We start from the raw sequence: 25,264 nt of genomic DNA on the forward strand, positions 1-25,264 counted from the left end.
GGGCATGTCGCGCATCGTCGTCACCGGAGCCAACGGCAAGACCGGCCGAGTCGTCGTCGAAGACCTGCTCGCCCACGGCCACGAGGTGCTCGCCACCGACGCCGTGGGCCGGGCCGGCCACCTGAGCGTCCCCGAGCTGGGCGTGCCGCTGCTGGTGGCCGACCTGACCGACTACGGGCAGGCGTTCGAGGCGCTGCGGGGCGCCGACGCGGTGGTACACCTGGCCAACATCCCGGCCCCGGGCATGTATCCGCCCGCGGTGACGTTCAACCGCAACACCGCCATGAACGCCAACGTGTTCCTGGCGGCCCAGGCGGCCGGGCTCGGGCGCGTGGTGTGGTCCTCCAGCGAGACCACGCTCGGGCTGCCCTTCGACACCCCGCCCCGCTACGCGCCCGTCGACGAGGAGCACTTCCCGCTGCCGACCACGACCTACGCGCTGTCCAAGGTCGTGGGCGAGACCCTGGCGCGGGAGATCTCGGGCTGGAGCGGCATCCCGTTCGTCGGGCTGCGGCTGTCCAACGTGCACGTGCCCGAGGACTACGCGGCGGTGCCCGGCTACTGGGCCGACCCGCACGCGCGCAAGTGGAACCTGTGGGGCTACGTCGACGCCCGGGACGTGGCCGCGGCCTGCCGGCTGGCGCTGTCCGCCGAGGTGAAGGGCGCGACGTCGTACGTCATCGCCGCCGCCGACACCATCATGGACCGGCCCTCGGCCGAGCTCATGCGCGAGGTGTTCCCGGACGTGCCGCTCACGCGGGCGCTCGGGGAGCACGAGACCCTGCTCGCGATCGACCGGGCCCGGGAGGTCCTCGGCTACTCCCCCGCCCACTCGTGGCGCGATCACGTCGGGCGCTGATCGCGCGACAGCAGCTCCAGCAGTACGGCCAACGCCGCCGGAGTGTCGAGGGCGGCCCGGGCGAGCAGGTTCAGGTTGTGCTGCTCGCCGTCCGGGCTCACCAGCACGCCCGCGGCCGCGGGGTGCACGCGCCGCCAGCCGAGCGCGGTCAGCGCCGCCTCGGCCACGACGACCGCCGAAGGTGTCCCGTCGAGCTCCTCGGGCTCGGCGGGCGGCTCGGGCTGGGCCGGCCAGTTCGCCGCCACCAGCTCGTCCAGCCGGGTCAGCAGCACCTCGACCACCTCGGCCGGCCCGAGCGGCGGGCGGCGCAGCAGCGTGGCGACCTGCTCGGTGACCGCCCGGGCCTGCCGGTCCAGCCAGCCCGGCCGGTCCGCGCCCGGCGCGGCGGCGAAGGTGACCCACTGGCCGTTGTCGCGGCGCAGCACCTGCCGGGCCAGCTCGCGCTCCTGCTCGGGCGGCAGCGGGCCCAGCGGCAGGGAGTCGGCCACCCGCAGGGCCACGTGCGCCGGGGACAGTGACGCGATCGCCCCGGCCAGGCTCGGGTGGCGGGCCATGAGCCCGAGGCGGGTGTCGTCGTCGAGCGTGGCCACCACCGCGCCCGAGCGCACCGCCTCCCGCCAGCCGGCGTGCAGGTCCTGCACCCCGGCGCTGGTGCGCTGCCAGACCTGCTCCTCCACGTCGAAGGCCAGGTCGGCGAACTCGAACGCGGCCAGGTCGGCCTTGACCACGGCCCGGGCCGCGGTGTGCAGGCCGGACGCGGAGCTGGCGGCCTGGTCCGCCGTGCGCTCCAGCGCGGCCGCGAAGTCCCGGGTGGCCCGCCCGATCGCCTCGGCCCGCGGCGAGGGGACCACGGCGAGCGGGTCGACCGCCTCCTCGTGCAGCATGCGCAGCCGCACGACCAGGTGGGCGCGGCGGTGGTTGACGACGGCGAGCTCGTGCGCGACCAGCGCCCGCACCTCGTCCACCGTCAGGCACTGCAGCAGCGGCAGCCCCACGAGCAGCAGGCGCCGCCGGCGGCTGGCCCACGAGCGGATCAGCCCGAAGCCGGTCAGCAGCACGGCGTCGGGCCGCGCCACCCCGACCCGGGCCGCGACCTCGGCGACCAGCGCCAGCAGCTCGGCCTGGGCGCCGGCGGGCACGCCGAGCACCGGCGGCTCCCCCGGCGCGCGGCTGCCGTAGCGCATCAGCAGCCAGCGCGCGCGCCAGATGGAGATATTGCCGGGCAATTCGCTTCTGGGTTCTTCCACGACGGCAACCGACACAGCGAAGCATCCTCACGACGGCGCCGGGGGCCGTCAACGAGAGCGGCCCACGCGCCCGGGGTGAAACCCGAAAGTCACCCGGATCTGCGCCGATAAGTCCCGCAGTGACCCGGGGGTGAGATGTACCAGACGTTCAGGCCGCTTCTGGACGCGCTGAAAGAACGCGGAGCCGACGCGCAGGCCGTCGACCGCGCGGCCGAGGAGGCCGAGCGCACCGGCCGTTCGATCCGCGCCGTGCTCATCAACGACCACATCGTCACCGAGGAGCAGCTCACCGAGGCGTCCGCGGACGCCTACGGCATCGCCACCCTCGACCTGGTCGGGTACCCGATCGACCCGGCCGCGGTGACCAAGATCCCGATGGCCCTGGTGCTCAAGCACCGGGTGCTCGGCATCGCCCTGAACGACACCGAGATCACCGTCGGCATCACCGACCCGGGTGACGTGCTCGCCCTGGATGACGTCCGGGCCGCGACGGGGCTCCTGGTGCGCCCGGTCGTCGTCGCGCGCTCCGAGCTGCGCAAGATCATCGACCGGCTCAAGCGCGAGGAGAACGACCTCGGGGAGGTCGCGGAGAGCCTGGCCGCCGAGGCCGCGCCGGCCGTGTCGAGCCTCACCGCGGTCAACGAGGACGCGCCGATCGTGCGGTACGTCAACTCCCTGCTCGAGCAGGCGATCGTCAACCGCGCCTCCGACCTGCACCTGGAGCCGGGCGAGCACAACATGCGGGTGCGGTACCGCATCGACGGCGTCCTGCACGAGGTCGACACGGTGCCCAAGCACGTGCAGTCGGCCCTGATCTCGCGACTCAAGATCATGTCGAACGTGGACATCACCGAGCGCCGGGTGCCGCAGAACGGCCGCATCACCGTCGAGATCAACCAGCGCGCGGTCGACCTGCGCACCGCGACCCTGCCGACCGTGTGGGGCGAGAAGATCGTGCTGCGGGTCCTCGACACGAGCGGGATGGACCTGAAGCTGACCAAGCTCGGCTTCCGCAAGGGCAACTACGAGCGCTTCTCCACCTCGTTCAACAAGCCGCACGGGATGCTGCTCGTCACCGGGCCGACGGGCTCGGGCAAGTCCACGACGCTCTACGCGACCCTGGCCGAGATCTCCAAGCCGACCGTCAACATCATCACGGTCGAGGACCCGGTCGAGTACCGCCTCCCGGGCGTCAACCAGGTGCAGGTGGACATCAAGGCGGGCCTGACGTTCGCGGCGGTGCTGCCGGCCATCCTGCGCTCCGACCCCGACGTGGTGCTCATCGGCGAGGTCCGCGACCGCACCACCGCGCAGCTGGCGGTCGAGGCGGCGCTCACCGGCCACCTCGTGCTCTCGACGCTGCACACCAACGACGCGCCGAGCGCGATCACCCGGCTCGTGGAGATGGGCATCGAGCCGTTCCTGGTCGGCTCGTCGGTGGACTGCGTGCTGGCCCAGCGGCTCGCGCGGCGGCTGTGCGACTGGTGCAAGAGCGAGTACGCGCCGAGCGAGGCCGAGCTCATCGGCGCCCGCTGGCCCTACGACCTGCTCGGCACGCCGGAGACGCTGTGGCGCCCGGTCGGCTGCCGCTCGTGCGCCAACACCGGCTACCGCGGCCGGATCGCGCTGCACGAGGTCATGCCGGTGACGCCGGACATCGAGAAGCTCGCGATCGACCGCGCCTCGGCGCACGAGATCCAGGCGGTGGCCTACCGCGAGGGCCTGCTCGACCTGCGCGTGGACGGCCTGGCCAAGGCGGCCGAGGGGCAGACCTCCATCCCCGAGGTCGTCCGGGTGGCGGTCTAAGTTCCGGCCCGCTCCGGCCGATCGGGCCGGTGAGGTCCCTTACCCGCGAGGAGCGCCCGTGACCCAGACGATCCCGTTTCGCAACGCCACCGCCGACGAGCGGGCCTCCCTGGACGCGATGCTCGTCTCGCTGGTCCGGGTCGGCGGCTCCGACCTGCACCTCACCGTCGGCGCGCCGCCGACGGTGCGGATCAACGGCGGGCTGCGGTACCTGCCCGGCTACGACGACCTCACCCCCGAGGACTGCCAGATGCTGGCCCGCGCGGCGGTCACCCTCGACTCGCAGTGGCGGCAGTTCCTGGAGGTCCAGGAGCTCGACTTCGCCTACGCCATCGAGGGCGTCTCGCGCTTCCGCGTGAACCTCTACAACCAGCGCGGCTCGTTCGGCGCGGCCTTCCGGGCCATCCCGCACAACATCAAGCCGCTGGACCAGCTCGGCGTGCCCGAGCAGGTGGCCCGCTTCGCGCACCTGCACCGCGGGCTGGTGCTGGTGACCGGCCCGACGGGCTCGGGCAAGACCACCACCCTCGCGGCGATCCTGGACCTGGCCAACCGCACGCGCTCCTCGCACATCGTGACCATCGAGGACCCGATCGAGTTCCTGCACGAGCACAAGCGCTGCCTGGTCAACCAGCGCGAGGTCGGGGCCGACACCCAGTCCTTCGCCCTCGCGCTCAAGCACGCGCTGCGCCAGGACCCCGACATCATCCTCGTCGGCGAGCTGCGCGACCTCGAGACCACCTCGACCGCGCTCACCGCGGCCGAGACGGGCCACCTGGTGCTGGCCACCCTGCACACGCAGAGCGCGGCGCAGACCGTGGACCGGGTCATCGACATCTTCCCGCCGCACCAGCAGCAGCAGATCCGCGCGCAGCTGTCCAACGCCCTGCAGGGGGTCGTCACGCAGGCGCTCGCGCCGCGGGCCGACGGGCAGGGCCGCACCATCGTCACCGAGATCCTGTTCGCCACGCCCGCGATCCGCAACCTCATCCGCGAGGGCAAGAACCACCAGATCCCCTCGTTCATGCAGTCCAGCGGCAACGACGGGATGCTCTCGTTCGACCAGCACCTGGCCGAGCGGGTCCGTCAGCAGCTCATCACCTACGAGTCGGCCCTGGAGCTGTCCCACTCGGCCGAGGAGTTCCGCCGGCTGGCGGGCCGTCAATGAAAGCGCGTTAGGGGTTCGGACCCATGGTTGCCACGAAGACGTACGAGTACCAGTCGATCGACCACGCCGGGAAGCGCGCCAAGGGCAAGATCGAGGCGTCCAACGAGCTGGCCGCGGCTCAGGCGCTGCGCCAGCAGGGGCTCACCCCGCTCGCCATCACCAGCGCCGACACGCTGATGAAGCGGGAGATCCGCATCCCCGGCCTCGGCGACCGCACGACGCTGAAGGACCTCGGCGTCTTCGCGCGGCAGTTCGCCACGATGACCCAGTCGGGCATGTCGCTGCTGCGCTCCCTCGCGGTGCTGGAGGACCAGGCGGCCAAGCCGTCGCTGAAGAAGGCGCTGACCGAGGTGCGCCTGGACATCGAGGGCGGCACGTCGCTGTCCGGGGCGCTGGGCAAGCACCCGAAGGTGTTCCCGACGCTCATGGTCGCGATGATCCGGGCCGGCGAGACCGGCGGCTTCCTCGACAACGCGCTGGAGCGCATCGCCACCAACTTCGAGAAGGACGCGGCGCTGCGGGGGAAGATCAAGAGCGCGCTGACGTACCCCGTGATCGTGCTCGTCTTCACCGCGGTGATGATCAGCGCGGTCCTGATCTTCATCGTGCCCATCTTCGAGAAGATGTTCCAGCAGCTCGGCGGGGAGCTGCCGCTGCCCACCCGGATCATCGTCACGGCGAGCCACACGCTGTTCTGGCTGGGCCCCCTGCTCATCGTCGTGGCGATCATCATCACCGTCGCGTTCCGCCAGATCATGGCGGGCAACCCGGCCGTGCGGCTGTGGTTCGACAAGGTGAAGCTCAAGGTCCCGGTCTTCGGCCCGCTGTTCACGAAGATCGCGCTGAGCCGCTTCTCGCGCAACCTCGGCACCCTGCTCGGCGTCGGCGTGCCCGTGCTGCAGGCCCTCGACGTCGTCGGCGCGACCACCGGCAACGCCGTGGTCAGCACCGCGATGGCCGACCTGCAACAGGCCGTTCGGGAGGGCCGCCCCATGTCGTCACAGCTGGGACAGCACAAGATCTTCCCGCCCATGGTGGTGCAAATGGTGGAGGTCGGCGAAGAGAGCGGCCAAATCAGTCAGATGCTCGAAAAGGTTGCCGATTTCTACGACCGAGAGGTCGACAGCGCGGCAGAGGCGCTGACCGCGTCCATCGAGCCGATCATGGTGCTCGTCATGGGTGGCGTGGTCGGCGGCATGATCGTCTGCCTGTACCTGCCGATGTTCTCGATCTACCAGAACATCCAGAGCAACTGATCCCTTGCCCGAGCGGGTCCGGCGCAACTGGACGGCAACGCAACGCGCAACGCCGGCGCACCGACGGATTCCGTTACTGAGATCACCACCGCAACACCACCCGCAAGAGAACCGGCGCCAGGCAGCGGAGCCTCGCCGCCACCACCCGTACACCCCAGGAGCAGGAGGCTCTCCATGACCCAGACGCTGCGCAGGATGCAGAAGAAGCGTGCCGCCGGCGACGGCGGGTTCACGCTCGTCGAGCTGCTCGTCGTCGTCGTGATCATCGGCGTGCTCGTCGCGATCGCGGTGCCGATGTACCTCAACTACCGCAAGGGCGCCGCCAACAAGTCGGCCGAGTCCGACGTGCGCGCCGCGGTCAGCGCCGTGGAGCAGTTCTACACGGAGAACAACAACACCTACCCGTTCGACGGCAGCAGCACCGCGGACAAGCTCATCTTCGGCACCACGGGCAGTGGCGCCACGGCTACGGGTGGTACGCAGCAGACGGCCACGCTGTCGCCGGGCAACAGCATGCAGTACAAGAACAACGGCGCCTCCTACCGCATCTGCGGCATGAACTCCGACGGCAAGACGATCTACGTCTACGACTCGTCCGTCGGCGGATCGGTCAAGAAGGCGACCGCCCAGGCCGACCTCGGCGCCTGCATCGCCAGCGCCACCCCGTAGGACCGTCCGCGACGGCGGCCCGCCCCGGCTGACCGGGAGCGGGCCGCCGCCGGCCCACCCGCCGAGAAGGGAGACCCGCCGTGACGTTCGTCCTGGTCGTCGTCGGCGTCTTCGGCCTCGCGGTCGGCTCGTTCCTCAACGTCGTCATCCACCGCGTCCCCCGCGGCGAGTCGCTCCTGCGCCCGGCCTCGCACTGTCCACAGTGCACGAACCCGGTGCGCCCCTGGCACAACGTGCCGGTCCTGGGCTGGCTCGCGCTGCGCGGCCGGTGCGCGGACTGCGAGGCCCCGATCAGCATCCGGTACCCCCTGGTCGAGCTCGGCACCGCCCTGCTCTTCGTCGCCGTGGCCGCCCGGCTCGGCGACGGCACGCTCCTGGTGCTGCCGGCCTGGCTCTACCTGGCCGCGATCGCCGTGGCCCTCGCGCTCATCGACCTCGACGTGCTGCGCCTGCCCAACGCGATCGTGCTGCCCTCCTACGTCGTCGCCCCGCTGCTGTTCCTGCCCGCCGTCATCGCCGAGCACGACTGGGCCGCGGCCCTGCGCGGGCCGGCCGCGATGGCCGCGCTGTGGGCGTTCTACTTCCTGCTGGCCCTGGTGTACCCGGGCGGCATGGGCTTCGGCGACGTGAAGCTCGCCGGCGTGCTCGGCCTCTACCTCGGCTGGCTGGGCTGGTCCTCGGTCGCCGTCGGCACGCTCGCCGCGTTCGTCCTCGGCGGCGCCGCGGGCCTCGCGCTCATGGCCTTCGGGCGCGCCGGGCGCAAGACCGCCCTGCCGTTCGGCCCGGCGATGCTGGCCGGCGCGCTGCTGGCGCTGTTCGCCGCCGCGCCGATCACCGACTGGTACACGAACCTGCTGGTTCCCGCGTAAGCCCTGACTCGTCCGCACGCACCGGGCGGGGACCTTCTCGAAGGAGCACGATGGCCGCAGTCAACCTGATCGGGCTGGACATCGGCACGGTGTCCATCCGTGCGGCGGAGACCAGCAACAGCAAGGACGGGCCGGTCATCAGCAACTTCGGCCACATCCTGGTGCCGCCCGGGGCCGTGCAGAACGGCGCGGTCCAGGACGAGCCCGCCGTCACCGCGGCGCTGAAGCAGCTGTGGTCGACGTTCAAGTTCCGCACCCGCAAGGTCGCGCTCGGCGTCACCCACCAGCAGATCGTGGTCCGCGAGACGACGGTGGCCAACCTGCCGGCGAAGGAGATGCGCCGGGCGCTGCCGTTCCAGGTGCGCGACGCGCTGCCGCTGCCGCCGGAGCGCTCGCTCATCGACTTCTACCCGCTGCAGGAGGCCGCCGGTGACACGGTCCGCGGGCTGCTCATCGCCGCGCCCAAGGAGCCGGTGATGGCCGCGATCCGCGCCATCGAGGCGGCCAAGCTGCACGTGGAGCGGGTGGACCTGGCCTCCTTCGCGCTGCTGCGGGCCGCGTCGCGCCTCGACGAGCAGGTCGAGGCGCTGGTCGACATCGGCGCGCACGCGACCAGCGTGGTCGTGCACCACGACGGCGAGCCGCTCATCGTGCGCACCATCCCCCGCGGCGGCAACGAGATCACCAAGACCGTGGCCGACCGGCTCGACCTGCCGCTGCAGGAGGCCGAGGACCTCAAGTGCCGCGTGGGCCTGCGCCCCGAGACCGACCCGGCCAGCGGCGCCGCCCTGCGCGAGTCGGTGCGCCCGCTGATCAACGAGATCGGCAGCTCGTTCGCGTACCTCACCGCCGGCGGCCGCCAGGCCCGCGTGAGCCGGCTGGCCCTCTCCGGCGGCGGGGCGATGCTGCCCGGGCTGCTCGACGCGCTGCACGACCAGCTCGGCGTGGAGGTCATCGCCATCGACCCGGTGATGCGGGTGCGCGGGCTGCGCCGCGTGCGCCACGGCAGCCTGGAGCAGGTGCGCGCCTCGGCCGCGATCTCGGTCGGCCTGACCCTGGGGGCGTCGTCGTGAGCGAACCGGTCTGGAAGCAGGAGGCGGGGTGGACCGAGCCCGGCTGGAAGGAGCCCGAGCGGCGCCTGACCGGCATCGTGCTGCCCTCCTTCGAGGACCCCGACGCGGCCGAGGACCTCGACGAGTTCGAGCGCGACCGCCGCGCCCGCGCGACCGCTGATGAGTTCGCGCCCGACCGCCGCGCCCGGGCGGCCGCCGGCGAGTTCGCGCCCGACCGCCACGCCCGCGCGACCGCCGCCGAGTTCGAGCCCGACCGCCACGCCCGCGCGGCCGCCGCCGAGTTCGAGCCCGACCGCCACGCCCGCGCGACCGCTGATGAGTTCGCGCCCGACCGCCACGCCCGCGCGACCGCTGATGAGTTCGCCGGTCCCCCGGTGCCCGTCGTGCCCGCCGGCCCGCCCCCGGCGTGGCCGCCCGCCGCCACCGAGCCGGACCGGGCGCCGGAGTCGGCCCCGGTCGCGGCCGCGCCGCGGCGCGAGTTCCCGCGGTTCATCCACGGCGAGTTCGTGCTGCCGCCCGACGACGCCGCCCAGGCCGAGACCGCGACCCTCGCGCCACCGGCCCCGTCCGGCGGGTTCGACCCGCTCACCGCGCCCGTCGACGTGCTGGAGGCGCACACGCACGCGCCGGCCGCGCCCGAGGGCCTGCGCACCGCCCTGCCCTCCTGGGGCGTGCCGGCCGCGCCTCCCCCGCCACCGCCCGCGGCCGAGCGCTGGGAGCGCACGCCGACGCTCGACCTGCCCGACGAGCCCGCCGCCGCACCGGTCACCGCGCCCCCGGCCCCCCTGCCGCCGGTGCCGACGCCGCCCGCATCAATGCCGCCCGCATCAATGCCGCCCGCATCAATGCCGCCCGCATCGACGCCGCCCGTGTCGATGCCGCCGGTATCGATCGCGCCGAGATCGATGCCGCCCGTGCCGATGCCGGTCGAGACGGTGGCCGAGCCGACCTGGGCGCCCGTGGTCGAGCCGGTCGCGGCGCCGGCGGCCCCGGTCCCCGCCGTCGAGGAGCCCACCGCGCCGCAGCCCGTCGTGCCGCCCGCGGCCACCACGCCGCAGCCCGTCGTGCCGCCCGCGGCCACCACGCCGCAGCCCGTCGTGCCGCCCGCGGCCACCGCGCCGCAGCCCGTCGTGCCGCCCGCGGCCACCGCGCCGCAGCCCGTCGTGGCCGCCGAGGCGGCCCCGGCCCCGCCGGCGCGCAAGGGGGCGCCGCACCCGGCGTTCCCGGACGCGACCGCGCGCACGTTCCGCATCCTGCCCATCGCGGCCGACCTGCTGCCGCTGGAGATCTCCGAGACCCGGCACGTGCGCCGCGTGCGCCGCCTGGTCATCTCCGGCGTCGTGGCGGTCGCGGCGCTGGTCGTGGGCTGGTACGGCGTCACGGTGCACGAGCACACCCAGGCCGACGAGGACCGGCAGAGCATCCTCGACACCAGCCAGGACCTGACGCGGCAGCGGCACAAGCGGTACGACGAGCTGACCCGCGTCCAGGCGGACTCCGGCAAGATCGACGAGCGGCTCAAGAAGGTGCTCGACTACGACCTGTCCTGGTCGAAGATGCTCGCCGCGCTGCGCGCCACCGCGGCCGCGAAGAACGTCACGCTCAGCGGGATCACCGCGTCGCTGAACCAGGAGTCGCTGGCCGGGCAGAACAAGGGCGACATCATCGGCACCGTCACGCTGACCGGCAAGGCGCCGACGAAGGCGGCCGTCGCCGCGTACGTGGACGCGCTCAACGGCGTCTCCGGCGTGACCAACCCGTTCCCGTCGGACGCGACGCAGGAGCTCGACGGGGTGTCGTTCACCATCCGCGTCGACATCACCCGGGCCGCGCTCGGCGGCCGGTTCACCAGTGCCGCGCCGTCGGCGAGCCCCACCGGGAGCAAGTGATGCGACACGATCGCCTGTGGCTGCTCGGCGGCGCGTTCTTCGCGCTCGTCGTGGTCGCGTTCGGTTTCCTGTTCTTCATCCGCCCGGAGCAGCAGGACACCGGCACCATCCGGGCCGACGCCGCCGACGCGCAGCTGAAGGTGGACCAGCAGCGGCGCGAGCTGGCGACGCTGGCCAAGCAGCACGAGCACATCGAGGAGTTCAAGGCCGCGCTGGCCAAGGACCAGGCGGCGCTGCCCGACACCGACCGGGCCTCGGACTTCCTGCGCGAGCTGCAGTCGGCCGGCGAGCTGACCGGCGTGACCGTGAGCGGCGTCTCGGTCGGCTCCGCCGTGGACCTCAAGACCCTGGTGGGTTTCGAGGTGTACGCGCTGCCGGTGAGCCTCACCGTGGTGGGCCCGACGGGCAAGCTCAACCCCTTCCTCGACCAGCTGCAGGTCGCCCAGCCCCGGGCGGTGCTCATCAGCAGCATCAACGTCGCCCCGACGAGCACGGGCAGCGACAAGTCCAACGTCACCATCAACCTCCAGGCGTTCTACGCCCCGCTGAGCTAGCAGGCAGAACGATGAAGCTCCCCCGCGACGGTTCCGTGCCGCACCCCCGCGACGACGGGTTCAGCCTGGTCGAGACGCTCACCTCGATCGCCATCATGGGCGTGGTGATGACGGCGCTGACCACGTTCTTCGTGTCCACGACCAACACCATCAACAAGGAACGCGGCCTGCAGATGGCCATCCGGCTGGCCAGCGACGGCATCGAGCTGGTCCGGTCGCTGCCCGGCTCGACCCTCGCGGCCGGGCGCAGCGCCAAGGACATCGCCACGCAGCTGAGCACCGACGTCGTGCCCAACCTGGACCTCGGCTCGCTCGCCACGACGATGACGATGGTGTCGGACCCGACGCTGCCGGCCGGTGCGAGCAGCCTCAACCCGGTGCTGCCGGTCGTGCCCGAGCAGCTGACGGTGAACGACGCCGTGTTCCAGCGGCACTGGTTCCTCGGCAGCTGCGTGATGGACCCGAAGCTCGGCTCGGGCGCGCCCTGCGTGCTGTCGGCGGGCATCCCCAACCCGCTGTCCTTCTTCCGGGTCGTCGTCGCCATCACCTGGCAGAACTCGAGGGCCTGCGCCGGCGGGCAGTGCTCGTACATCACCGACACCCTCGTCGCCTCGTCGACCGTCGACCCGGTGTTCAACCCGAGCGTCACCGTCGCCCCGCCGCTGCCGGACAACCCCGGCAACCAGGCCAGCGACCTGAACGTCCCGGCGCTGCCGGTGCGGCTGACCGCGAGCAGCTCCTACCCGCCGCTGACCTGGTCCGCGGAGGGCCTGCCGCCGGGCATCACCGTCAACGACGCCGGGCTCATGAGCGGCACCCCGACCGCGGCCGGCACCTACGTGGTCCGCGTGATCGTCAAGGACAACGCGAGCACGAACGACGCCTCGTTCAACTGGGTGGTGAACCCGCTGCCGAAGCTCGTCGTGGCGGACCAGACCTTCGACGCGGGATCGGTGGTGTCGTTCCAGGTGCCGCTGCCCGGCGGCACGCCGAAGCTGGCCTGGACGGCGACCGGGCTGCCGGCCGGCCTGACGATCGACCCGCTCACCGGGATCATCAAGGGCACCACGACCGCCTCCGGCGCCGCCGCGGTCGCGAACGTGACCGTCGGCGTCACCGACTCCTTCGGCCAGAAGTCCTCGGTGACGTTCAAGTGGAACACCAGGGTCGCGGTGCAGTACCCCAACGCCTCGACGCCGATCGCGCTGACCAAGGACGTGGCGTACAGCGGCTCGGTGGTCGCGGCCGGCGGCTCGGGCGGCTACACGTTCTCGTCGCCGAACATGCCCCCGGGTCTCACGATGAGCGCCGCGGGCCTGGTCACGGGCAAGATCACGAGCGGGACGCGGTACCTCGTGACCGTCAACGTCAAGGACAGCAACGGCGTCACCAACTCGACCGTCGTGCCGGTCAACGTGACCGTCCCATCCGGGCTGAGGATCACCACGCCGGCCGTGACCGCGCCGGACAGATCGAGCCCGAAGAACACGGCGCTCACGTACACCCCGGTGGCGACGGGCGGCACCACGCCGTACACCTGGACCGCCACGAACCTGCCGACCGGCCTGTCGGTGAACACGGCCACCGGCGCCATCACCGGGACCCCGAGCACGCCGGGCGCCTGGGTCGTGATCCTCACGGTGACGGACAAGACCGGCGCCACCTCCTCGTTCGCCTTCACCTGGACGATCACATGAGCCTGCTGCAACGCATCCGCCGGGTCGCGCGCCCGGGCGACGACCGCGGGGTGACCCTCGCCGAGCTGGCGGTCACGACCGGGATCATGTCGATGGTCATGGCCATCTTCACGACCGGGGTCGTGCAGCTGTTCCAGGCCGGCAACAAGAACGAGCTCGTCGCGATGACCCAGGCGCAGCTCAACAACGCGTTCCTGCGCCTGGACCGGGAGCTGCGCTACGCGGCCGGCTTCGGGCCGATCCACCCCGACGCCGCCGGCAACGTGTTCGTCGAGTACGTCAACACCGGCACGGCCAGCGGCACGCCCGAGTGCGCGCAGCTGGAGCTCTACGCGGCGGCCGGAACGCTGCGCCGGCAGGTGTGGCCGACCGGGCAGAAGCCGCAGAACACGTGGGCGGTGCTGGCCTCCAACGTCGTCATCGCCCCGCCGCTGCCCACGGACCCCAGGAGCACCTTCACGATCATCGCGCCGACCGAGAACACCGCGTTCCAGCGCCTGCGGATCCTGCTCATCGTGCGGTCCAACCCGGGCCGCGGGCAGACCACGGCGAACACCGACCTGACGTTCACCGCGTTGAACAGCAAGGCGAGCACGGACCCGAACACGATCTGCCCGGAAGCGAGGCTCTGACATGGTCCGGAGGCTGCTGCGGGCGCTGCGGCGCGACGACGGGTCGCTGCCGCTGGCGATGATGCTCACGCTGGTCGGCACGTCGCTGTCGACGCTCATGGTGCCGATCGTCATCACCCAGCTGCGCGACACCGCCGAGACGGTCGAGCGGGCCAAGGCGCTGCACGCCGCGCAGGCCGGGATCGACGTGGTGCTGGGCAGCATCCGCGCCTCCGCGGGCACGATCGCCAACCTGCTGTGCCTGCCGGCCAGCGACCCGCTGCTGGGTACCGTCGGCGGCGGGCTGCCGGGGCGGTACAAGGCCTCGGTCGTCTTCCAGGACTCGAGCAAGACCGCGCTGCCGTGCGCGACCCGGGCCGGGCACCTCGTCAGCGTGCCCTCGTTCGCGGTGATCACGGCGACCGGCACGGCCAAGGGCAACCCGGGCCAGGCGTTCGACCCGGCCGCCTCGCGGACGCTGAACGCCACCTACGTGTTCCGCTTCACCAACGAGAACATCGAGGGCGGCCTGGTCAAGTTCTACGGCGGCACGTACTGCCTCGACGCGGGCTCCGGCTCGCCGGCCGTCGGCACGAACGTGACCACGCAGCCGTGCAGCACCGGCAGCGCGCGGCAGACGTTCGCGTACACCAAGAACCTGACGCTGCAGCTGGTCTCCTCCAAGACCGCGGCCAACCCGCTGGGCATGTGCCTGGACTCGGGCGACAGCCCGGTCTCGGGCACGCTGGTGCAGTTCCAGGTGTGCGGGTCGCCGACGATCCCGTACTACCAGCGCTGGAGCATCAACGACAGCTCCAACTTCCAGAGCACCGCGTCCAACGGCTCGAGCCTCGGCAGTTTCTGCTTCCACGCCAAGTCCGGCAGCACGCCGGGCGCGTTCGTGGAGCTGGTCGCGTGCGGCGGCGCCGCGGACAACACGCGCACGTTCGCGCCGGAGGCGTCGGTCGGCGCCGGGGCGGCCGGGCCGCCGTACCAGATCGTCAACTTCAAGCAGTTCGGCCGGTGCATCGACGTCACGAACTTCGACATCACGATCGGGTACATCATCGTGTGGCCGTGCAAGCAGGCGCCGAACCCGCTCAACGTCGGCTGGAACCAGCGGTGGAACATCCCCGCGACGGGGACCGGGCTCGGCAGCATCACCGGGCAGATCTGGACGTACGACAGCTCCAAGACCAAGCAGAACGTGTGCATGACGACCGCCGAGCCGGGAGCGGCCTCGTACTTCGTGACGATGAAGGCGTGCCCGGCCACGACCGACGCGGGCACGCTGTGGACGGTGTCGTACCAGGAGAAGACGTACGGCGCGAGCTATGTCATCAAGGACCACAACGGCAAGTGCCTGACCCCGACGAACCTCGACGACCCGAAGCTGCCCGCGTCCGACATCTTCAAGGGCAGCACCACGGTGAGCAAGCTGGTCGTGGCCGCGTGCGACGGCTCGAAGCTGCAGAAGTGGAACGCGCCGGCGAACATCGAGGACCCGACGCCCCTGAAGAACATCGGGGAAAAGTAGGGGCATCGACCCGGATGGCTTCTCCTCCGCCCGGGGCGAAGGTCTTCTCATGGGCCTCACGGTGAAGGTGGCCGCGATCGTGGCGGTCACGGCGATGGCAATGGTGCTGACCATGGTGCCGACAGGGCACAACCGCCTGCTCGACGTGGCGGCCGGGGCGGTGCTGGCCGGGCCGGTCTGGTTCCTCGTGCGCGGGCGGCGCCGGCGGTCGCGGCGGCCGCGCGGGTACGCGGGCTGGGACGGGCTGGACCTCCACAAAACCGACGACGCTGCGTAACTCCCGCGACTACCCTGTGCGCATGGAGCACCTCAGCACCGAGTACACGGGGTTCCCGGCCGACATCATCCCGCTGCAGTACCAGGCGCTGCTGCTCACCGACGAGCGGCGCATGCGCGCCTTCGCCGACGCGATCGCCCGGACCGTGCGGCCGGGGATGCGGGTGCTCGACCTCGGCGCCGGCACCGGGGTGCTCAGCTACTTCGCCGCCCGCGCGGGCGCGGTCGTGACCGCGATCGAGCGCGAGCCGCGGGTCTACGCCGCCGCCCGGGCCGCGCTGCGGGCCGCGACCGGCGACGCGGTGCGCATCCTGCACGCCGACGCCCGCGACTACCTGCCCGACGAGCCCGTGGACCTGGTGATGTGCGAGATGCTGCACGTCGGGCTGCTGCGGGAGCGCCAGATCGAGGTGCTGGCCGCGTTCAAGCGCCGCTACCTGCGCCACGTCGGCGGGCCGCTGCCCCGGTTCCTGCCCGAGGCGTGCGTGCAGGCGGTCCAGCCGGTCGAGCAGGACTTCACGTACATGGGGTACACGGTGCCGGCGCCGGTGTTCCAGCTGCCGGAGAGCGTCCAGCCGCGCACGGTGGAGGCCGCGGCGCCGCAGGTGTTCCAGCAGTTCTTCTACTGCGAGCCGCTGCCGTCGCGGTGCGCGGCCGACCTGACGTTCGTCGCCGAGCGGCCGGCCGTGGTCAACGCCGTCCGGCTCGTCACGAAGAACCTCCTGACCCTGCTGTACGAGCCGGCCGGCAGCGTCGACTGGACCATGAACTACCTCGTCGTGCCGGTGAGCGAGCCGGTCGAGGTGCTCACCGGCGACGAGGTGCGGGTGCGGTTCGAGTACTCCCCCGGCGACGAGATCCCCGCCCTCACCGACGTGCTGCGGGTCTCGGTTCCGGCGCACGCGCACTGACGGCGGCCGTGACGATGAGGTACAGGGCGGCCACGTAGGTCGCCATCACCGCGAGGTCCCGGCCGGGGAAGTCCAGCCCGGCCGCGCCGACGCCGATGAGCAGGTCGGACACGAGGAACAGCGCGCCGCCGAGGCCGGTGCGGGCGTTCACGCCGGTCGCGGCGCAGGCCATGGCGGCCAGGGCGAGGCTGTACCCCAGGACGGGGCCCCGCAGCGCGCCGAGCTGGCCCCAGAGGGCGGCGTTGACCCCGGCCCAGACCACGGCGTACCCGGCGACGGCGAGCGCTCGCGGCCGGCCGCGGCGCAGGAACCCGGTGAGCAGGGCGATCTGGGTGCCGAGGAACGCGGCCAGGCCCAGCAGGAACGGCACCCTCCCCGGGATCAGCAGCACGATGTCGCCGACGGTCGCGAAGACCAGGGCCGTCGCGATCGGGCCGCGCCGGTGGAGGTACCACAGCAGCAGCGGCGCGATCAGGGGCTTGGCGATCCACTGCAGGACGTGCTGGTCCGTGGCGACACCGATCAGCTCGACGGCGACGGCCGCCCAGAAGAGCTTCAGCTTCACGTCGACGGCTGCCAGCCGGGGCGGCCGAACACGAACCGGAGCCGGTCGCCCCAGCGGGTCGCGCGGCGCACGTCGGACCAGATGGCCGCGTACTCGTGGGTGGCGACCCGCAGCGGGTTGTAGGTGGCGATGTTCTTCGTCAGGCCGTAGCGGACCGCGGCGCGCTCGGGCTCGAAGGTGCCGAAGAGCCGGTCCCAGACGATGAGGATGCCGCCGTAGTTGCGGTCGAGGTACTCCTGGTTGGCGCCGTGGTGCACGCGGTGGTGCGACGGCGTGTTGAAGACCCACTCGATCGGCGCCCAGAGCCGGTTCACCCGCTCGCTGTGCAGGAAGAACTGGTACGCCAGGCTGATCGACTGCTGCAGGAAGACCATCCACGGCGGGATGCCCAGCAGCGGCAGCAACAGCCAGAAGGGCGTGGCGGTCATCGGGGTCCAGCTCTGGCGCAGGGCCGTGCTCAGGTTGAAGAACACGCTCGAGTGGTGCACCACGTGCCCGGCCCAGAAGACGCGGACCTCGTGGTGCAGGCGGTGGAACCAGTAGTACGCGAGGTCGTCGGCGAGGAAGAGCACCGCCCACGTCCACGGGCTGTGCGGGTCCATCCGCAGCGGGGTCAGCACGTAGAGCCCGGCGAAGGCGACCGCGACGACCAGCTTCCAGGGCACGCCGATGATCTGGCTGCCCAGGCCCATCGACAGGCTGGTGGCGGTGTCGCGGACCTCGTAGCCGCGCTCCTCGTCGTCGGGCAGGAAGCGGTACGAGACCGCCTCCATGACCATCAGCAGCAGGAATGCCGGCACGGCGTACAACACGGCGGGGATCATGCGACGATTCCTCCCTTCGTCCGGATGGGGGCGTTGAGCAGCGTCTCGGCCTGGCGCTGGGCGGCGGCGCCGTCACCGGCCTCGATCCACTCGCCGAGGCGGCGGTGCCCGGCGATGTCGAGCAGCTCGGCGGTCCGGTGGGCGGCGGGCACCCGCCCGACGGCGAGTGCGCCGCCGACGAGACTGTTGAAGGCCAGCAGATAGGCGGTGTTGCCGCTGCCGAGCAGGACCGCCCGCCACAGCGCGATGTTCGCGGCGCCCATCCGCTCCAGGTCGGGCGCCTCGGCCGCGTAGGCTTCGATCGCCGCGCGGACCGCGGCCTTGTCCGCCGCGCTGCCCCGCTGAGCACACAGCCGCGCGGCGTCGGCCCCGAGGCAGGCCCGCATCTCGAGCACGTCGCGGACCAGGTGCTCGACGGGGAGGAGATGCTGGGCGCCGGCGGCCATGGCGAGGTCGAGGCCGGCGTGCTCACGCCAGTCCAGGACCCTCGTGGCGCCGCCCTGGGCCACGCGCACCAGGCCGAGCTGCTGGAGCCTGCGCAGCGCCTCGCGCACCGCGTGCCGGTTGACCTCGAAGACGGCGGCGAGCTCGCGTTCGCTGGGCAGACTCGCGTCGGGCCGGTAGTCACCGGCGAGGATGGCGTCGCGGAGCTGGGCGAAGACGTGGTCGGAGACCGAGGTGCGGGCGGCCGGGACGAACTCCATGCCCCGGAGTCTGCCACTCGTCAACTGGTTGGACCAGTGCTCTTTTTCGCCTGCCTCGGGATGCTGCGCGGACGGCGCGGACACGGACACGCGCCGCGCGGACGCGGGCGGTGTCGCGCAAAGATCAAGAGCCGGGTCAGTCGCCCGCGGTCAGCTCGTCGACGATTTTCTGGGCATTGGTCGCGTGCTTGGCGTATGCGCTCGCGAAGGCGCTGCGCTGCACGGCCTGGGCCGCGTTCGTCACGCTCATGCTTTCCCAGCCGCCGACCTTCTGGAGTTTTGTGTAGAACTTGGCGGATGCGAAGGCCGGGTCCATGAGCTGCTCCGGTGTGCCCCAGATGCTCACCCGCTGCTGGAAGATTCCCACGGAATCGTAATTCGTCCCGGTGCCCTCGTGCGGGAGCTTCATCGACGCGGGGACCTTCGGGTTCGCGAGGTTCTTCAGGTACGTCTCCTGCAGCGCCGTCGCGATCGCCACGACCATCGCGCGCTCCGGCAGGCCCATCTGCCTGGCCACCTCGACGACGATGTAGGCGTTGTTGGTCTGGGCCTGATTCAGGCCTGCCACCGGCTTCGGCACCAGCGGCTGGCCGGGCAGGGCGGCCTGGGCCGCGCCCCGGGCCGCGTTCGCGCGGGCGTGGGTCTCGTAGAACTTCGCGGAGTCGAAGCTCGTGTCGTCCGCGACCGGAGCCGGCGGCTGCGCCGGGAAGATCGCCCACGACACACCGACACTGATCAACGAAGCGACGAGGCTGACCGCGGCGAGGAGCACCATTCTGCTCAGATGCAGACGGCGACCGGCCGCGCGCCTACGCCGGGGGGTGGCGCCACGCACCGCGACAGCTTACGAACGTGGCGCCCGTACCGAAAGGCGGGATCCGCCTCCTTTAACAAAACCTAAGGAATCCGAGAACCTTCACGCTGCGTCACGATTTCGCGGCGCCGAGCAGCCCACGGCGCTTGAGCAGCGGCTCGATGAGCGGGTCGCGGCCACGGAAGGCGCGATACACCTCCATCGAGTCGGCGCTGCCGCCGCGCGCCAGCAGTCCGTCACGGAACGCGTCGCCACTGTCCCGGCGCAGTCCGCCGCGCTCGGTGAGCCAGTCGACGGTGTCGGCGTCGAGGACCTCGCTCCAGATGTACGAGTAGTAGCCGGCGCTGTACGCGGCCCCGCTGAAGATGTGCGCGAAGTACGGCGTGCGGTAGCGGGGCGGTACGAACGGCGTCGCCACCCCGGCCCGCTCCAGCGCCTCGGCCTCGAAGGCGACGACGTCGGTGACGGCCGCGGCCGCCTCCACGTCCAGGGTGTGCCATGCGAGGTCGAGCAGGGTCGCGGCCAGGTACTCCACCGTCGCGAACCCCTTGTTGAACTGCTCGGCCGCCTGGAGCCGGTCGACGACCTCCTGCGGGAGGCGGTCGCCGGTGACGTGGTGGCGGGCGTAGTGCTCCAGCACCTCCGGCCAGAGCATCCACACCTCGTTGACCTGCGACGGGTACTCCACGAAGTCCCGCGGCACCCGCGTGCCGGCGAACTTCGGGTACTGCACCGACGAGAACAGCGTGTGCAGCGCGTGCCCGAACTCGTGGAACAGGGTGCGCACCTCGTCGAGGGTGAGCAGCGTCGGCTCCCCCTGCGGCGCCCGGTTCACGTTGAGGTTGTTGCACACGACCGGGGACGTGCCGAACAGCCGCGCCTGCGGCACCAGCGCGTTCGCCCAGGCCCCGCCGCGCTTGGACGCGCGGGTGAAGAAGTCGCCGATGTAGAGCCCGAGCGGGCTCCCGTCGTGGTCGAAGACCTCGAAGACGCGGGCGTCCGGATGGTACGCGTGCAGGTCCGGCCGTTCGCTGAAGCGCAGCCCGTACAGCTGCCCCGCGGCGAAGAAGACCCCGTCGTGCAGGACGCGTTCGAGCTCGAAGTACGGCCGCAGCTCGCTCTCGTCGATCGCGTAGCGCTCGCGGCGCAGGCGCTCGGTGTAGTACGCCCAGTCCCAGGGCTGCAGCGTGAACTCGTCGCCGATGACGGCCTGCAGGTCGTCGGCCTCGGCGGCGGCGTTGGCCATCGCCGCCGGGACGAGCTTGGCGAGCATCTCCTCGACCGCGCTCACCGAGCGCGCGGTGTTGTCGGAGATGTTGTAGGCGGCGTGGTTGTCGTAGCCCAGCAGCCGGGCCCGCTCGGCGCGCAGCCGCACGATGCGCAGCACCAGCCCGGTGGTGTCGTTGGGGCCGCCGGCCCCGCGGCCGATGGAGGCGGCGTGCAGGCGCTCGCGCAGGGCCCGGTCGTGCAGGGCGGCCAGCGGCGGCTGCGACGTGGGCAGGACGAGGTTGAGCACGTACTGCCCGTCGAGCCCACGGTCCTTGCCCGCGACCGCCGCGGCGGCCACGGCGTCGGCGGACAGCCCGTCCAGGGCCGCCTCGTCCTCGACGATCACGGCCCGGGCCTTCATGTCGTCGCGCACGAGGTTGCCGAAGTCGGTGGCGAGGCCGGCCAGCTCGGCGTTGATCTCGCGCAGGCGCTCGTGCTGGGCCTCGGACAGCTCGGCGCCGGCCCGCACGAACTCGGTGCGGTAGCGCTCCAGCAGCCAGGCGCCCTCGGCGTCCAGGCCGAGCTCGTCGCGCCGTTCGTAGAGGTCCTTGACGCGCGCGTACAGCCCGGGATCGAGCATGATGGCGTCGCTGTGGGCCGACAGCCGCGGTACGACATCCGCTTCGATCTCCTGCAGCCGGTCGGACGTGTGCGCGCTCGTCAGCGTGAAGAACGCGGCCGAGACGCGCTGCAGGATCCGCCCCGAGCGCTCCAGGGCCACCAGGGTGTTCTCGAACGTCGGCGGGGCCGGGTCGGCGGCGATGGCGGCGACCTCGGCGCGCTGCTCCCGCATGCCCCGCTCGAAGGCCGGCGGGTAGTGCTCGACGTCGATGCGGTCGAAGGGCGGCAGCTGGTACGGCAGGTCACTCGGCGCGAAGAACGGGTTGTCCGTGGTCACCTACCGACTGTATCGACCCGCACCCCGTTATCCGCACCCCTTGCTCGGCCCGCCCGCCGCGGCAAGGGTGCCAGACCCGGTCACACCAGCGGCCCCGTGCACGCGGCGCGCAGCCCATTGCTCGGCCCGCCCGGCACGGCACGGCCGCCCGACCCGGTCACACCAGCGGCCCCCTGTACGCGACGCGGACCCCCTTGCCCGGCCCGCTCGCCGCGGCAACGGTGCCGGACCCGGTCATACCAGCGGCCCCGTGTACGCGGCGCGCAGCCGCAGCCGGGTGGGGTTCGCGTACTCCTCCATCGCGTGGGCGAGCCAGCCGGCCGTGCGCGCCACGCCGAAGATCGCCTCGCCGGCGCCGCGGGGCATGCCGGCCAGGTGGGTGAGCACGCCGAGCGGGAAGTCGACGTTCATGGCGGGCAGGGCGCGGCGGCGGGCCTCCTCCAGCACCGCCTCGGCGACGGCGAGGCGCGGGTAGCCCGGCACCGCGGCGCGGATGCGGTCCATGAGCGCGTCGCCGCGGGCGTCGCCGGCGCGGTACACGGCGTGCCCGAAGCCGGCGACGCGCTCGCCCCTGCGCAGCCGCTCCCCCATCGCCTGCGCGGCCCGCTCCGGCTCGGCGATCTCGGCGAGCAGCGACTCGACGCCGAGGGACGCGCCGCCGTGCAGGGCGCCGCTGACGGTGCCGAGACCGGTGGTGACGACGGCGTACGGGTCGGCGCGCACCGACGCCGCGACGCGGGCCGCGAGCGTGGACGCGGCGAGCTCGTGATCGGCGAGCAGCACGAGGGCGAAGCGCAGCACGTCGGCCAGGCCCTCCTCGGCCCGGGCGGCGCCGAGCTTGCGCCACAGCCGCGTGTGCAGGCCCGCGTCGCGGCCCTTGCGCTGGGCTTGGCGGGCGTTCGGGCGGGATGGCTGGCGGGAGGTCGGGCCGGAGTCGGTGCCGGGCAGCGCGTCGACCATGCCGGCCATGAGCCCCTTGCCGGTCTGCACGACGGCGGCCGGGTCGAGGTTGTGCCGCACGGGGTCGGCGGCGGCGAGCGCGGCCACGATGACCTGGAGGCGTTCGAGCGGCAGGACGTCGCCGGAGAGGCCGCGCTGCGCCTCTCGGGCCGCCGCGAGCGCGTCGGGCGCGGCCTGCCAGTCGGGGACCTCCTGGGCCGCCGCGAGCCCGCCAGGCGCGGCCCGCCGGCCGGGAGCCTCCCCGGCCGCCGCGAGCCCGCCAGGCGCGGCCCGCCGGGCGGGAGCCTCCCCGGCCGCCGCGAGCACGCCAGGCGCGGCCCGCCGGCCGGGAGCCTCCCCGGCCGCCACGAGCGCGCCAGGCGCGGCCCGCCGGCCGGGGGCCTCCCCGGCCGCCGCGAGCACGCCAGGCGCGGCCCGCCAGTCGGGGGCCTCCCCGGCCGCCGCGAGCACGCCAGGCGCGGCCCGCCGGGCGGGAGCCTCCCCGGCCGCCACGACCGCGCCGGGCTCGGCCCGCCGGCCGGGGGCCTGCTGGGCCGCCGGGTCCCGGTCGGCGGCGGCCTCGGGTTCGGCCCCGGTCCACAGCCAGAGCGCGGTCTCCTCGAGGCGCCAGGTCGCGGCGAGCGCGATCGCCTCGCGGCCGCGGTAGTAGTGCCGGTCCTCGCCGAGCATGGTGATGGCCGACTCGATGACGAGTTCGGTGGCGCCGGCCTGGCGCCGCGGCCGGCCCCGGCGGGCCAGCTCCTCGATCTCGGCGCGGTTGAACACGCTGCGGCCCTCGTGCTTGCGGCGGGTCAGGGTGCCGCGGCTGACGTATGCGTACAGCGTCGCGGGCTTGACGCCCAGCCGATCGGCCGCCTCTTCGGCGCTCATCCACTCGCTCACGCCCGACGACGTTACGCCCCGCTCCATCGGCGGCGCGTCGGCGCTGGGGCGGTCGGGGACGGCTTTCCAGGCGATGCCGACCCGCCCGTCACACGCGCCGGCGGAGATCTCGACGTAGCCGAGGTCGACGAGCCTGCACCCGCGATGCCTCGCCAATTTTTCGACCTGGCCGAAGCCGACGAGCCTGCTCGCGCGGGATGCATCTCGGATTTCCCGACCTGGCCGAAGTCGACGGGCTTGCACGCGCGCGACGCACCTCGGAGATCTCGACCTAGCCGAAGCCGACGAGCTTGCACGCGCGCGACGCCTCTCGGAGATCTTGACTTAGCCGAGGTCGATGAGCTTGCACGTGCGACGTCAGGCATGTTGATTTTCGTCAACGTTGACACAAATCAGATCCGACAGTCAACCTGGACCCATGTCAACGCCTCGGATTCACTTCCTCGACGTCACCAACCGCGACGGGGTGCAGACGGCCCGGACCGGGCTGTCGAAGTTCGGCAAGACCATGGTGAACTTCTATCTCGGCCGGCTGGGGGTGGCGCAGTCCGAGATCGGGTTCCCGTTCCTGTTCCACGAGGTGCCGTACGTGCGCGCGCAGACCGCCCTCGAGCAGGCCGGCGCGTTCGGCTCGCTGCGGCTGTCGGGGTGGTGCCGGGCGGTCGTCGCCGACGTCGAGCGCTCCGCCGGGCTCGGGCTGCGCCACTACAACCTCTCCATCTCCACGTCCGACCAGATGCTGCAGAACAAGTTCCGCGGCCGGCTCGACCGGGACGCGCTGATCCGTGAGACGGTCGCGGCCGTGCGCGCGGCCAAGGCGGCGGGGGCGCAGACGGTCGGGGTGAACGCCGAGGACGGCTCGCGCACCGACGAGGGCTTCCTCACCGAGTTCGCGCTCGCGGCGAAGGAGGCCGGGGCGGACCGGCTGCGGTACTGCGACACGATCGGCGGCGACACCCCCGGCCGCATCGGGGAGCGCTTCGCCAAGCTGGCCGGCGCGGCCGGGATGCCGATCGAGACGCACTGCCACAACGACCTCGGCATGGCCGTGGCGAACTCGCTCGCGGGCGCGTTCGGCGACCTGGCCGCCGGGCAGGACGCCTGGATCAACACCTGCGTCAACGGCATCGGCGAGCGCTCCGGCAACGCGGACCTGATCTCGTGCATCCTGGCGCTGCGCCACGGCTTCGGCGTGCCGGAGGATGCGCGGATCGGCGACGAGCTCGACCTGACGTGGGCGCGGCGCTTCGCGGGCTGGGCCGCGTACGCGTTCGGCCAGCCCCTGCCCAACAACCAGCCCGGCGTCGGGCCGAACGCGTTCGCGCACGAGTCCGGCATCCACGCCGACGGGGCGCTCAAGGACCATCGCAACTACGAGCTCTACGACGAGGAGCTGCTCGGGCCGCACCCGCGGGACCGGCACGCGCGGGCGGGGCGGATCGTGCTGACCGGGGAGTACGGCGGGCTGGCCGGCTTCCGGCACGTCATGGACGACCTCGGCGTCGAGGTCACCGACGAGACCCGCACGTTCCAGCTCGTCCAGCTGGTCAACGCGAGCACCGGGCGGCCGCTGACCGACGACGAGCTGCGGCTGATCGCCGCCTACCCGCAGGAGCTGTCCCTGCTGTACCCCGGCATGTTCTAGGGCTCTACCCCGGAAGGTTCCAGAGCCGGAATGTTCCAGAGCCGGGATGGTTCAGAGCCGGGATGGTTCAGAGCATGGCGTATTCGACGATCCAGCCCAGCCGCAACGTCTCCTCGTGGGAGAACTCCAGCTCGACGATCCCGGCGTAGCGGCGGTCGATCTGCAGGGGCGTGAACCGGTGCACGGCGCACTCCATCCACACCGGGATGCGGGAGGCGGGGTTGGCCAGGACGGCGAGCTTGCCGCAGCGGCGGGCGTTTCCCATATCAGCCAAGCTATCC

23 protein-coding genes are annotated in these 25,264 nt (G+C 72.3%); 15 read left to right on the forward strand and 8 right to left on the reverse strand.

The annotated features are described in order from the left end of the window. Nucleotides 1-4: 4 nt before the first annotated feature. Nucleotides 5-859, forward strand: a complete 855-nt coding sequence (locus ACQP1P_RS40495; RefSeq protein ID WP_433079552.1) for an NAD-dependent epimerase/dehydratase family protein — start codon at nucleotides 5-7, stop codon at nucleotides 857-859. Here ACQP1P_RS40495 and ACQP1P_RS40500 read toward each other — a convergent pair. Beyond that, entirely contained in the window at nucleotides 844-2,085 is a 1,242-nt protein-coding gene (locus tag ACQP1P_RS40500) for a hypothetical protein (protein ID WP_433079554.1), read from the reverse strand. The genes ACQP1P_RS40495 and ACQP1P_RS40500 overlap by 16 nt on opposite strands. A gap of 156 nt (nucleotides 2,086-2,241) precedes the next feature. On the opposite strand from ACQP1P_RS40500, the gene ACQP1P_RS40505 reads away from it, so the two are divergent. The 13 genes from ACQP1P_RS40505 to ACQP1P_RS40565 all read left to right on the forward strand — a co-directional run bounded on the left by ACQP1P_RS40505 (nucleotide 2,242) and on the right by ACQP1P_RS40565 (nucleotide 16,422). Continuing rightward, nucleotides 2,242-3,912, forward strand: coding sequence for a GspE/PulE family protein (locus ACQP1P_RS40505; RefSeq protein WP_433079556.1), 1,671 nt, complete (start codon nucleotides 2,242-2,244; stop codon nucleotides 3,910-3,912). A gap of 58 nt (nucleotides 3,913-3,970) precedes the next feature. Beyond that, nucleotides 3,971-5,080: a type IV pilus twitching motility protein PilT gene (locus ACQP1P_RS40510; RefSeq protein WP_433079558.1), complete on the forward strand. Its 1,110-nt coding sequence runs from the start codon at nucleotides 3,971-3,973 to the stop codon at nucleotides 5,078-5,080. A 23-nt stretch (nucleotides 5,081-5,103) separates the two neighbouring features. Next, nucleotides 5,104-6,336 (forward strand): type II secretion system F family protein, encoded by a 1,233-nt coding sequence (locus ACQP1P_RS40515; RefSeq protein WP_433079560.1) that lies wholly within the window; start codon nucleotides 5,104-5,106, stop codon nucleotides 6,334-6,336. A gap of 174 nt (nucleotides 6,337-6,510) precedes the next feature. Then, nucleotides 6,511-7,005, forward strand: a complete 495-nt coding sequence (locus ACQP1P_RS40520) for a prepilin-type N-terminal cleavage/methylation domain-containing protein (protein WP_433079562.1) — start codon at nucleotides 6,511-6,513, stop codon at nucleotides 7,003-7,005. A gap of 80 nt (nucleotides 7,006-7,085) precedes the next feature. Continuing rightward, complete coding sequence (locus ACQP1P_RS40525; protein WP_433079564.1) at nucleotides 7,086-7,874, forward strand: prepilin peptidase; 789 nt, start codon at nucleotides 7,086-7,088, stop codon at nucleotides 7,872-7,874. Between the two features lie 50 nt (nucleotides 7,875-7,924). Then, nucleotides 7,925-8,947 carry a type IV pilus assembly protein PilM gene (gene pilM, locus ACQP1P_RS40530; protein WP_433079566.1) on the forward strand — a complete coding sequence of 341 codons (1,023 nt, stop codon included), beginning with the start codon at nucleotides 7,925-7,927 and terminating at the stop codon, nucleotides 8,945-8,947. Next, entirely contained in the window at nucleotides 8,944-10,836 is a 1,893-nt protein-coding gene (locus ACQP1P_RS40535; RefSeq protein WP_433079568.1) for a hypothetical protein, read from the forward strand. The genes pilM and ACQP1P_RS40535 overlap by 4 nt, the downstream gene beginning before the upstream one ends. Further along, nucleotides 10,836-11,390 (forward strand): type 4a pilus biogenesis protein PilO, encoded by a 555-nt coding sequence (gene pilO / locus ACQP1P_RS40540; RefSeq protein ID WP_433079570.1) that lies wholly within the window; start codon nucleotides 10,836-10,838, stop codon nucleotides 11,388-11,390. Before ACQP1P_RS40535 ends, pilO begins: the two co-directional genes overlap by 1 nt. 11 nt (nucleotides 11,391-11,401) lie before the next feature. Beyond that, nucleotides 11,402-13,087 (forward strand): putative Ig domain-containing protein, encoded by a 1,686-nt coding sequence (locus ACQP1P_RS40545; protein ID WP_433079572.1) that lies wholly within the window; start codon nucleotides 11,402-11,404, stop codon nucleotides 13,085-13,087. After that, nucleotides 13,084-13,719: a hypothetical protein gene (locus ACQP1P_RS40550; RefSeq protein WP_433079574.1), complete on the forward strand. Its 636-nt coding sequence runs from the start codon at nucleotides 13,084-13,086 to the stop codon at nucleotides 13,717-13,719. Before ACQP1P_RS40545 ends, ACQP1P_RS40550 begins: the two co-directional genes overlap by 4 nt. A gap of 1 nt (nucleotide 13,720) precedes the next feature. After that, nucleotides 13,721-15,235 carry an RICIN domain-containing protein gene (locus ACQP1P_RS40555; protein ID WP_433079576.1) on the forward strand — a complete coding sequence of 505 codons (1,515 nt, stop codon included), beginning with the start codon at nucleotides 13,721-13,723 and terminating at the stop codon, nucleotides 15,233-15,235. A 49-nt stretch (nucleotides 15,236-15,284) separates the two neighbouring features. Beyond that, complete coding sequence (locus ACQP1P_RS40560; protein WP_433079578.1) at nucleotides 15,285-15,512, forward strand: hypothetical protein; 228 nt, start codon at nucleotides 15,285-15,287, stop codon at nucleotides 15,510-15,512. A 22-nt stretch (nucleotides 15,513-15,534) separates the two neighbouring features. Beyond that, nucleotides 15,535-16,422, forward strand: coding sequence for a methyltransferase domain-containing protein (locus ACQP1P_RS40565; RefSeq protein ID WP_433079580.1), 888 nt, complete (start codon nucleotides 15,535-15,537; stop codon nucleotides 16,420-16,422). Here ACQP1P_RS40565 and ACQP1P_RS40570 read toward each other — a convergent pair. The 6 genes from ACQP1P_RS40570 to ACQP1P_RS40595 all read right to left on the reverse strand — a co-directional run bounded on the left by ACQP1P_RS40570 (nucleotide 16,379) and on the right by ACQP1P_RS40595 (nucleotide 23,494). Next, nucleotides 16,379-16,987 carry a lysoplasmalogenase gene (locus ACQP1P_RS40570; RefSeq protein WP_433079582.1) on the reverse strand — a complete coding sequence of 203 codons (609 nt, stop codon included), beginning with the start codon at nucleotides 16,985-16,987 and terminating at the stop codon, nucleotides 16,379-16,381. The two genes, ACQP1P_RS40565 and ACQP1P_RS40570, sit on opposite strands and share 44 nt — an antisense overlap. Next, nucleotides 16,984-17,811 (reverse strand): sterol desaturase family protein, encoded by an 828-nt coding sequence (locus ACQP1P_RS40575; protein WP_433079584.1) that lies wholly within the window; start codon nucleotides 17,809-17,811, stop codon nucleotides 16,984-16,986. Before ACQP1P_RS40575 ends, ACQP1P_RS40570 begins: the two co-directional genes overlap by 4 nt. After that, nucleotides 17,808-18,515 (reverse strand): FadR/GntR family transcriptional regulator, encoded by a 708-nt coding sequence (locus tag ACQP1P_RS40580; protein WP_433079586.1) that lies wholly within the window; start codon nucleotides 18,513-18,515, stop codon nucleotides 17,808-17,810. Before ACQP1P_RS40580 ends, ACQP1P_RS40575 begins: the two co-directional genes overlap by 4 nt. 136 nt (nucleotides 18,516-18,651) lie before the next feature. Next, nucleotides 18,652-19,290 carry a hypothetical protein gene (locus ACQP1P_RS40585; protein ID WP_433079588.1) on the reverse strand — a complete coding sequence of 213 codons (639 nt, stop codon included), beginning with the start codon at nucleotides 19,288-19,290 and terminating at the stop codon, nucleotides 18,652-18,654. Nucleotides 19,291-19,441: 151 nt separating this feature from the next. Further along, nucleotides 19,442-21,496, reverse strand: coding sequence for a M3 family metallopeptidase (locus ACQP1P_RS40590; protein ID WP_433079590.1), 2,055 nt, complete (start codon nucleotides 21,494-21,496; stop codon nucleotides 19,442-19,444). Between the two features lie 234 nt (nucleotides 21,497-21,730). Beyond that, complete coding sequence (locus ACQP1P_RS40595; RefSeq protein ID WP_433079592.1) at nucleotides 21,731-23,494, reverse strand: citrate/2-methylcitrate synthase; 1,764 nt, start codon at nucleotides 23,492-23,494, stop codon at nucleotides 21,731-21,733. A 262-nt stretch (nucleotides 23,495-23,756) separates the two neighbouring features. On the opposite strand from ACQP1P_RS40595, the gene ACQP1P_RS40600 reads away from it, so the two are divergent. Next, nucleotides 23,757-24,983, forward strand: a complete 1,227-nt coding sequence (locus ACQP1P_RS40600; RefSeq protein WP_433079594.1) for a LeuA family protein — start codon at nucleotides 23,757-23,759, stop codon at nucleotides 24,981-24,983. 67 nt (nucleotides 24,984-25,050) lie between these two features. Here ACQP1P_RS40600 and ACQP1P_RS40605 read toward each other — a convergent pair whose 3' ends face one another. Then, entirely contained in the window at nucleotides 25,051-25,248 is a 198-nt protein-coding gene (locus ACQP1P_RS40605; protein WP_433079596.1) for a hypothetical protein, read from the reverse strand. Nucleotides 25,249-25,264 lie beyond the last annotated feature (16 nt).

It is taken from the genome of Dactylosporangium sp. CA-052675, assembly GCF_050947935.1.
Lineage (GTDB): Bacteria > Actinomycetota > Actinomycetes > Mycobacteriales > Micromonosporaceae > Dactylosporangium.

Coding starts and splice junctions, on each gene's coding strand:
- ACQP1P_RS40495 (WP_433079552.1), top strand. CDS start 5: ATGTCGCGCATCGTCGTCACCGGAGCCAACGGCAAGACCGGCCGAGTC.
- ACQP1P_RS40505 (WP_433079556.1), top strand. CDS start 2,242: ATGTACCAGACGTTCAGGCCGCTTCTGGACGCGCTGAAAGAACGCGGA.
- ACQP1P_RS40515 (WP_433079560.1), top strand. CDS start 5,104: ATGGTTGCCACGAAGACGTACGAGTACCAGTCGATCGACCACGCCGGG.
- ACQP1P_RS40520 (WP_433079562.1), top strand. CDS start 6,511: ATGACCCAGACGCTGCGCAGGATGCAGAAGAAGCGTGCCGCCGGCGAC.
- pilM (WP_433079566.1), top strand. CDS start 7,925: ATGGCCGCAGTCAACCTGATCGGGCTGGACATCGGCACGGTGTCCATC.
- pilO (WP_433079570.1), top strand. CDS start 10,836: ATGCGACACGATCGCCTGTGGCTGCTCGGCGGCGCGTTCTTCGCGCTC.
- ACQP1P_RS40545 (WP_433079572.1), top strand. CDS start 11,402: ATGAAGCTCCCCCGCGACGGTTCCGTGCCGCACCCCCGCGACGACGGG.
- ACQP1P_RS40550 (WP_433079574.1), top strand. CDS start 13,084: ATGAGCCTGCTGCAACGCATCCGCCGGGTCGCGCGCCCGGGCGACGAC.
- ACQP1P_RS40555 (WP_433079576.1), top strand. CDS start 13,721: ATGGTCCGGAGGCTGCTGCGGGCGCTGCGGCGCGACGACGGGTCGCTG.
- ACQP1P_RS40560 (WP_433079578.1), top strand. CDS start 15,285: ATGGGCCTCACGGTGAAGGTGGCCGCGATCGTGGCGGTCACGGCGATG.
- ACQP1P_RS40565 (WP_433079580.1), top strand. CDS start 15,535: ATGGAGCACCTCAGCACCGAGTACACGGGGTTCCCGGCCGACATCATC.
- ACQP1P_RS40575 (WP_433079584.1), bottom strand. CDS start 17,811: ATGATCCCCGCCGTGTTGTACGCCGTGCCGGCATTCCTGCTGCTGATG.
- ACQP1P_RS40580 (WP_433079586.1), bottom strand. CDS start 18,515: ATGGAGTTCGTCCCGGCCGCCCGCACCTCGGTCTCCGACCACGTCTTC.
- ACQP1P_RS40585 (WP_433079588.1), bottom strand. CDS start 19,290: ATGGTGCTCCTCGCCGCGGTCAGCCTCGTCGCTTCGTTGATCAGTGTC.
- ACQP1P_RS40600 (WP_433079594.1), top strand. CDS start 23,757: ATGTCAACGCCTCGGATTCACTTCCTCGACGTCACCAACCGCGACGGG.
- ACQP1P_RS40605 (WP_433079596.1), bottom strand. CDS start 25,248: ATGGGAAACGCCCGCCGCTGCGGCAAGCTCGCCGTCCTGGCCAACCCC.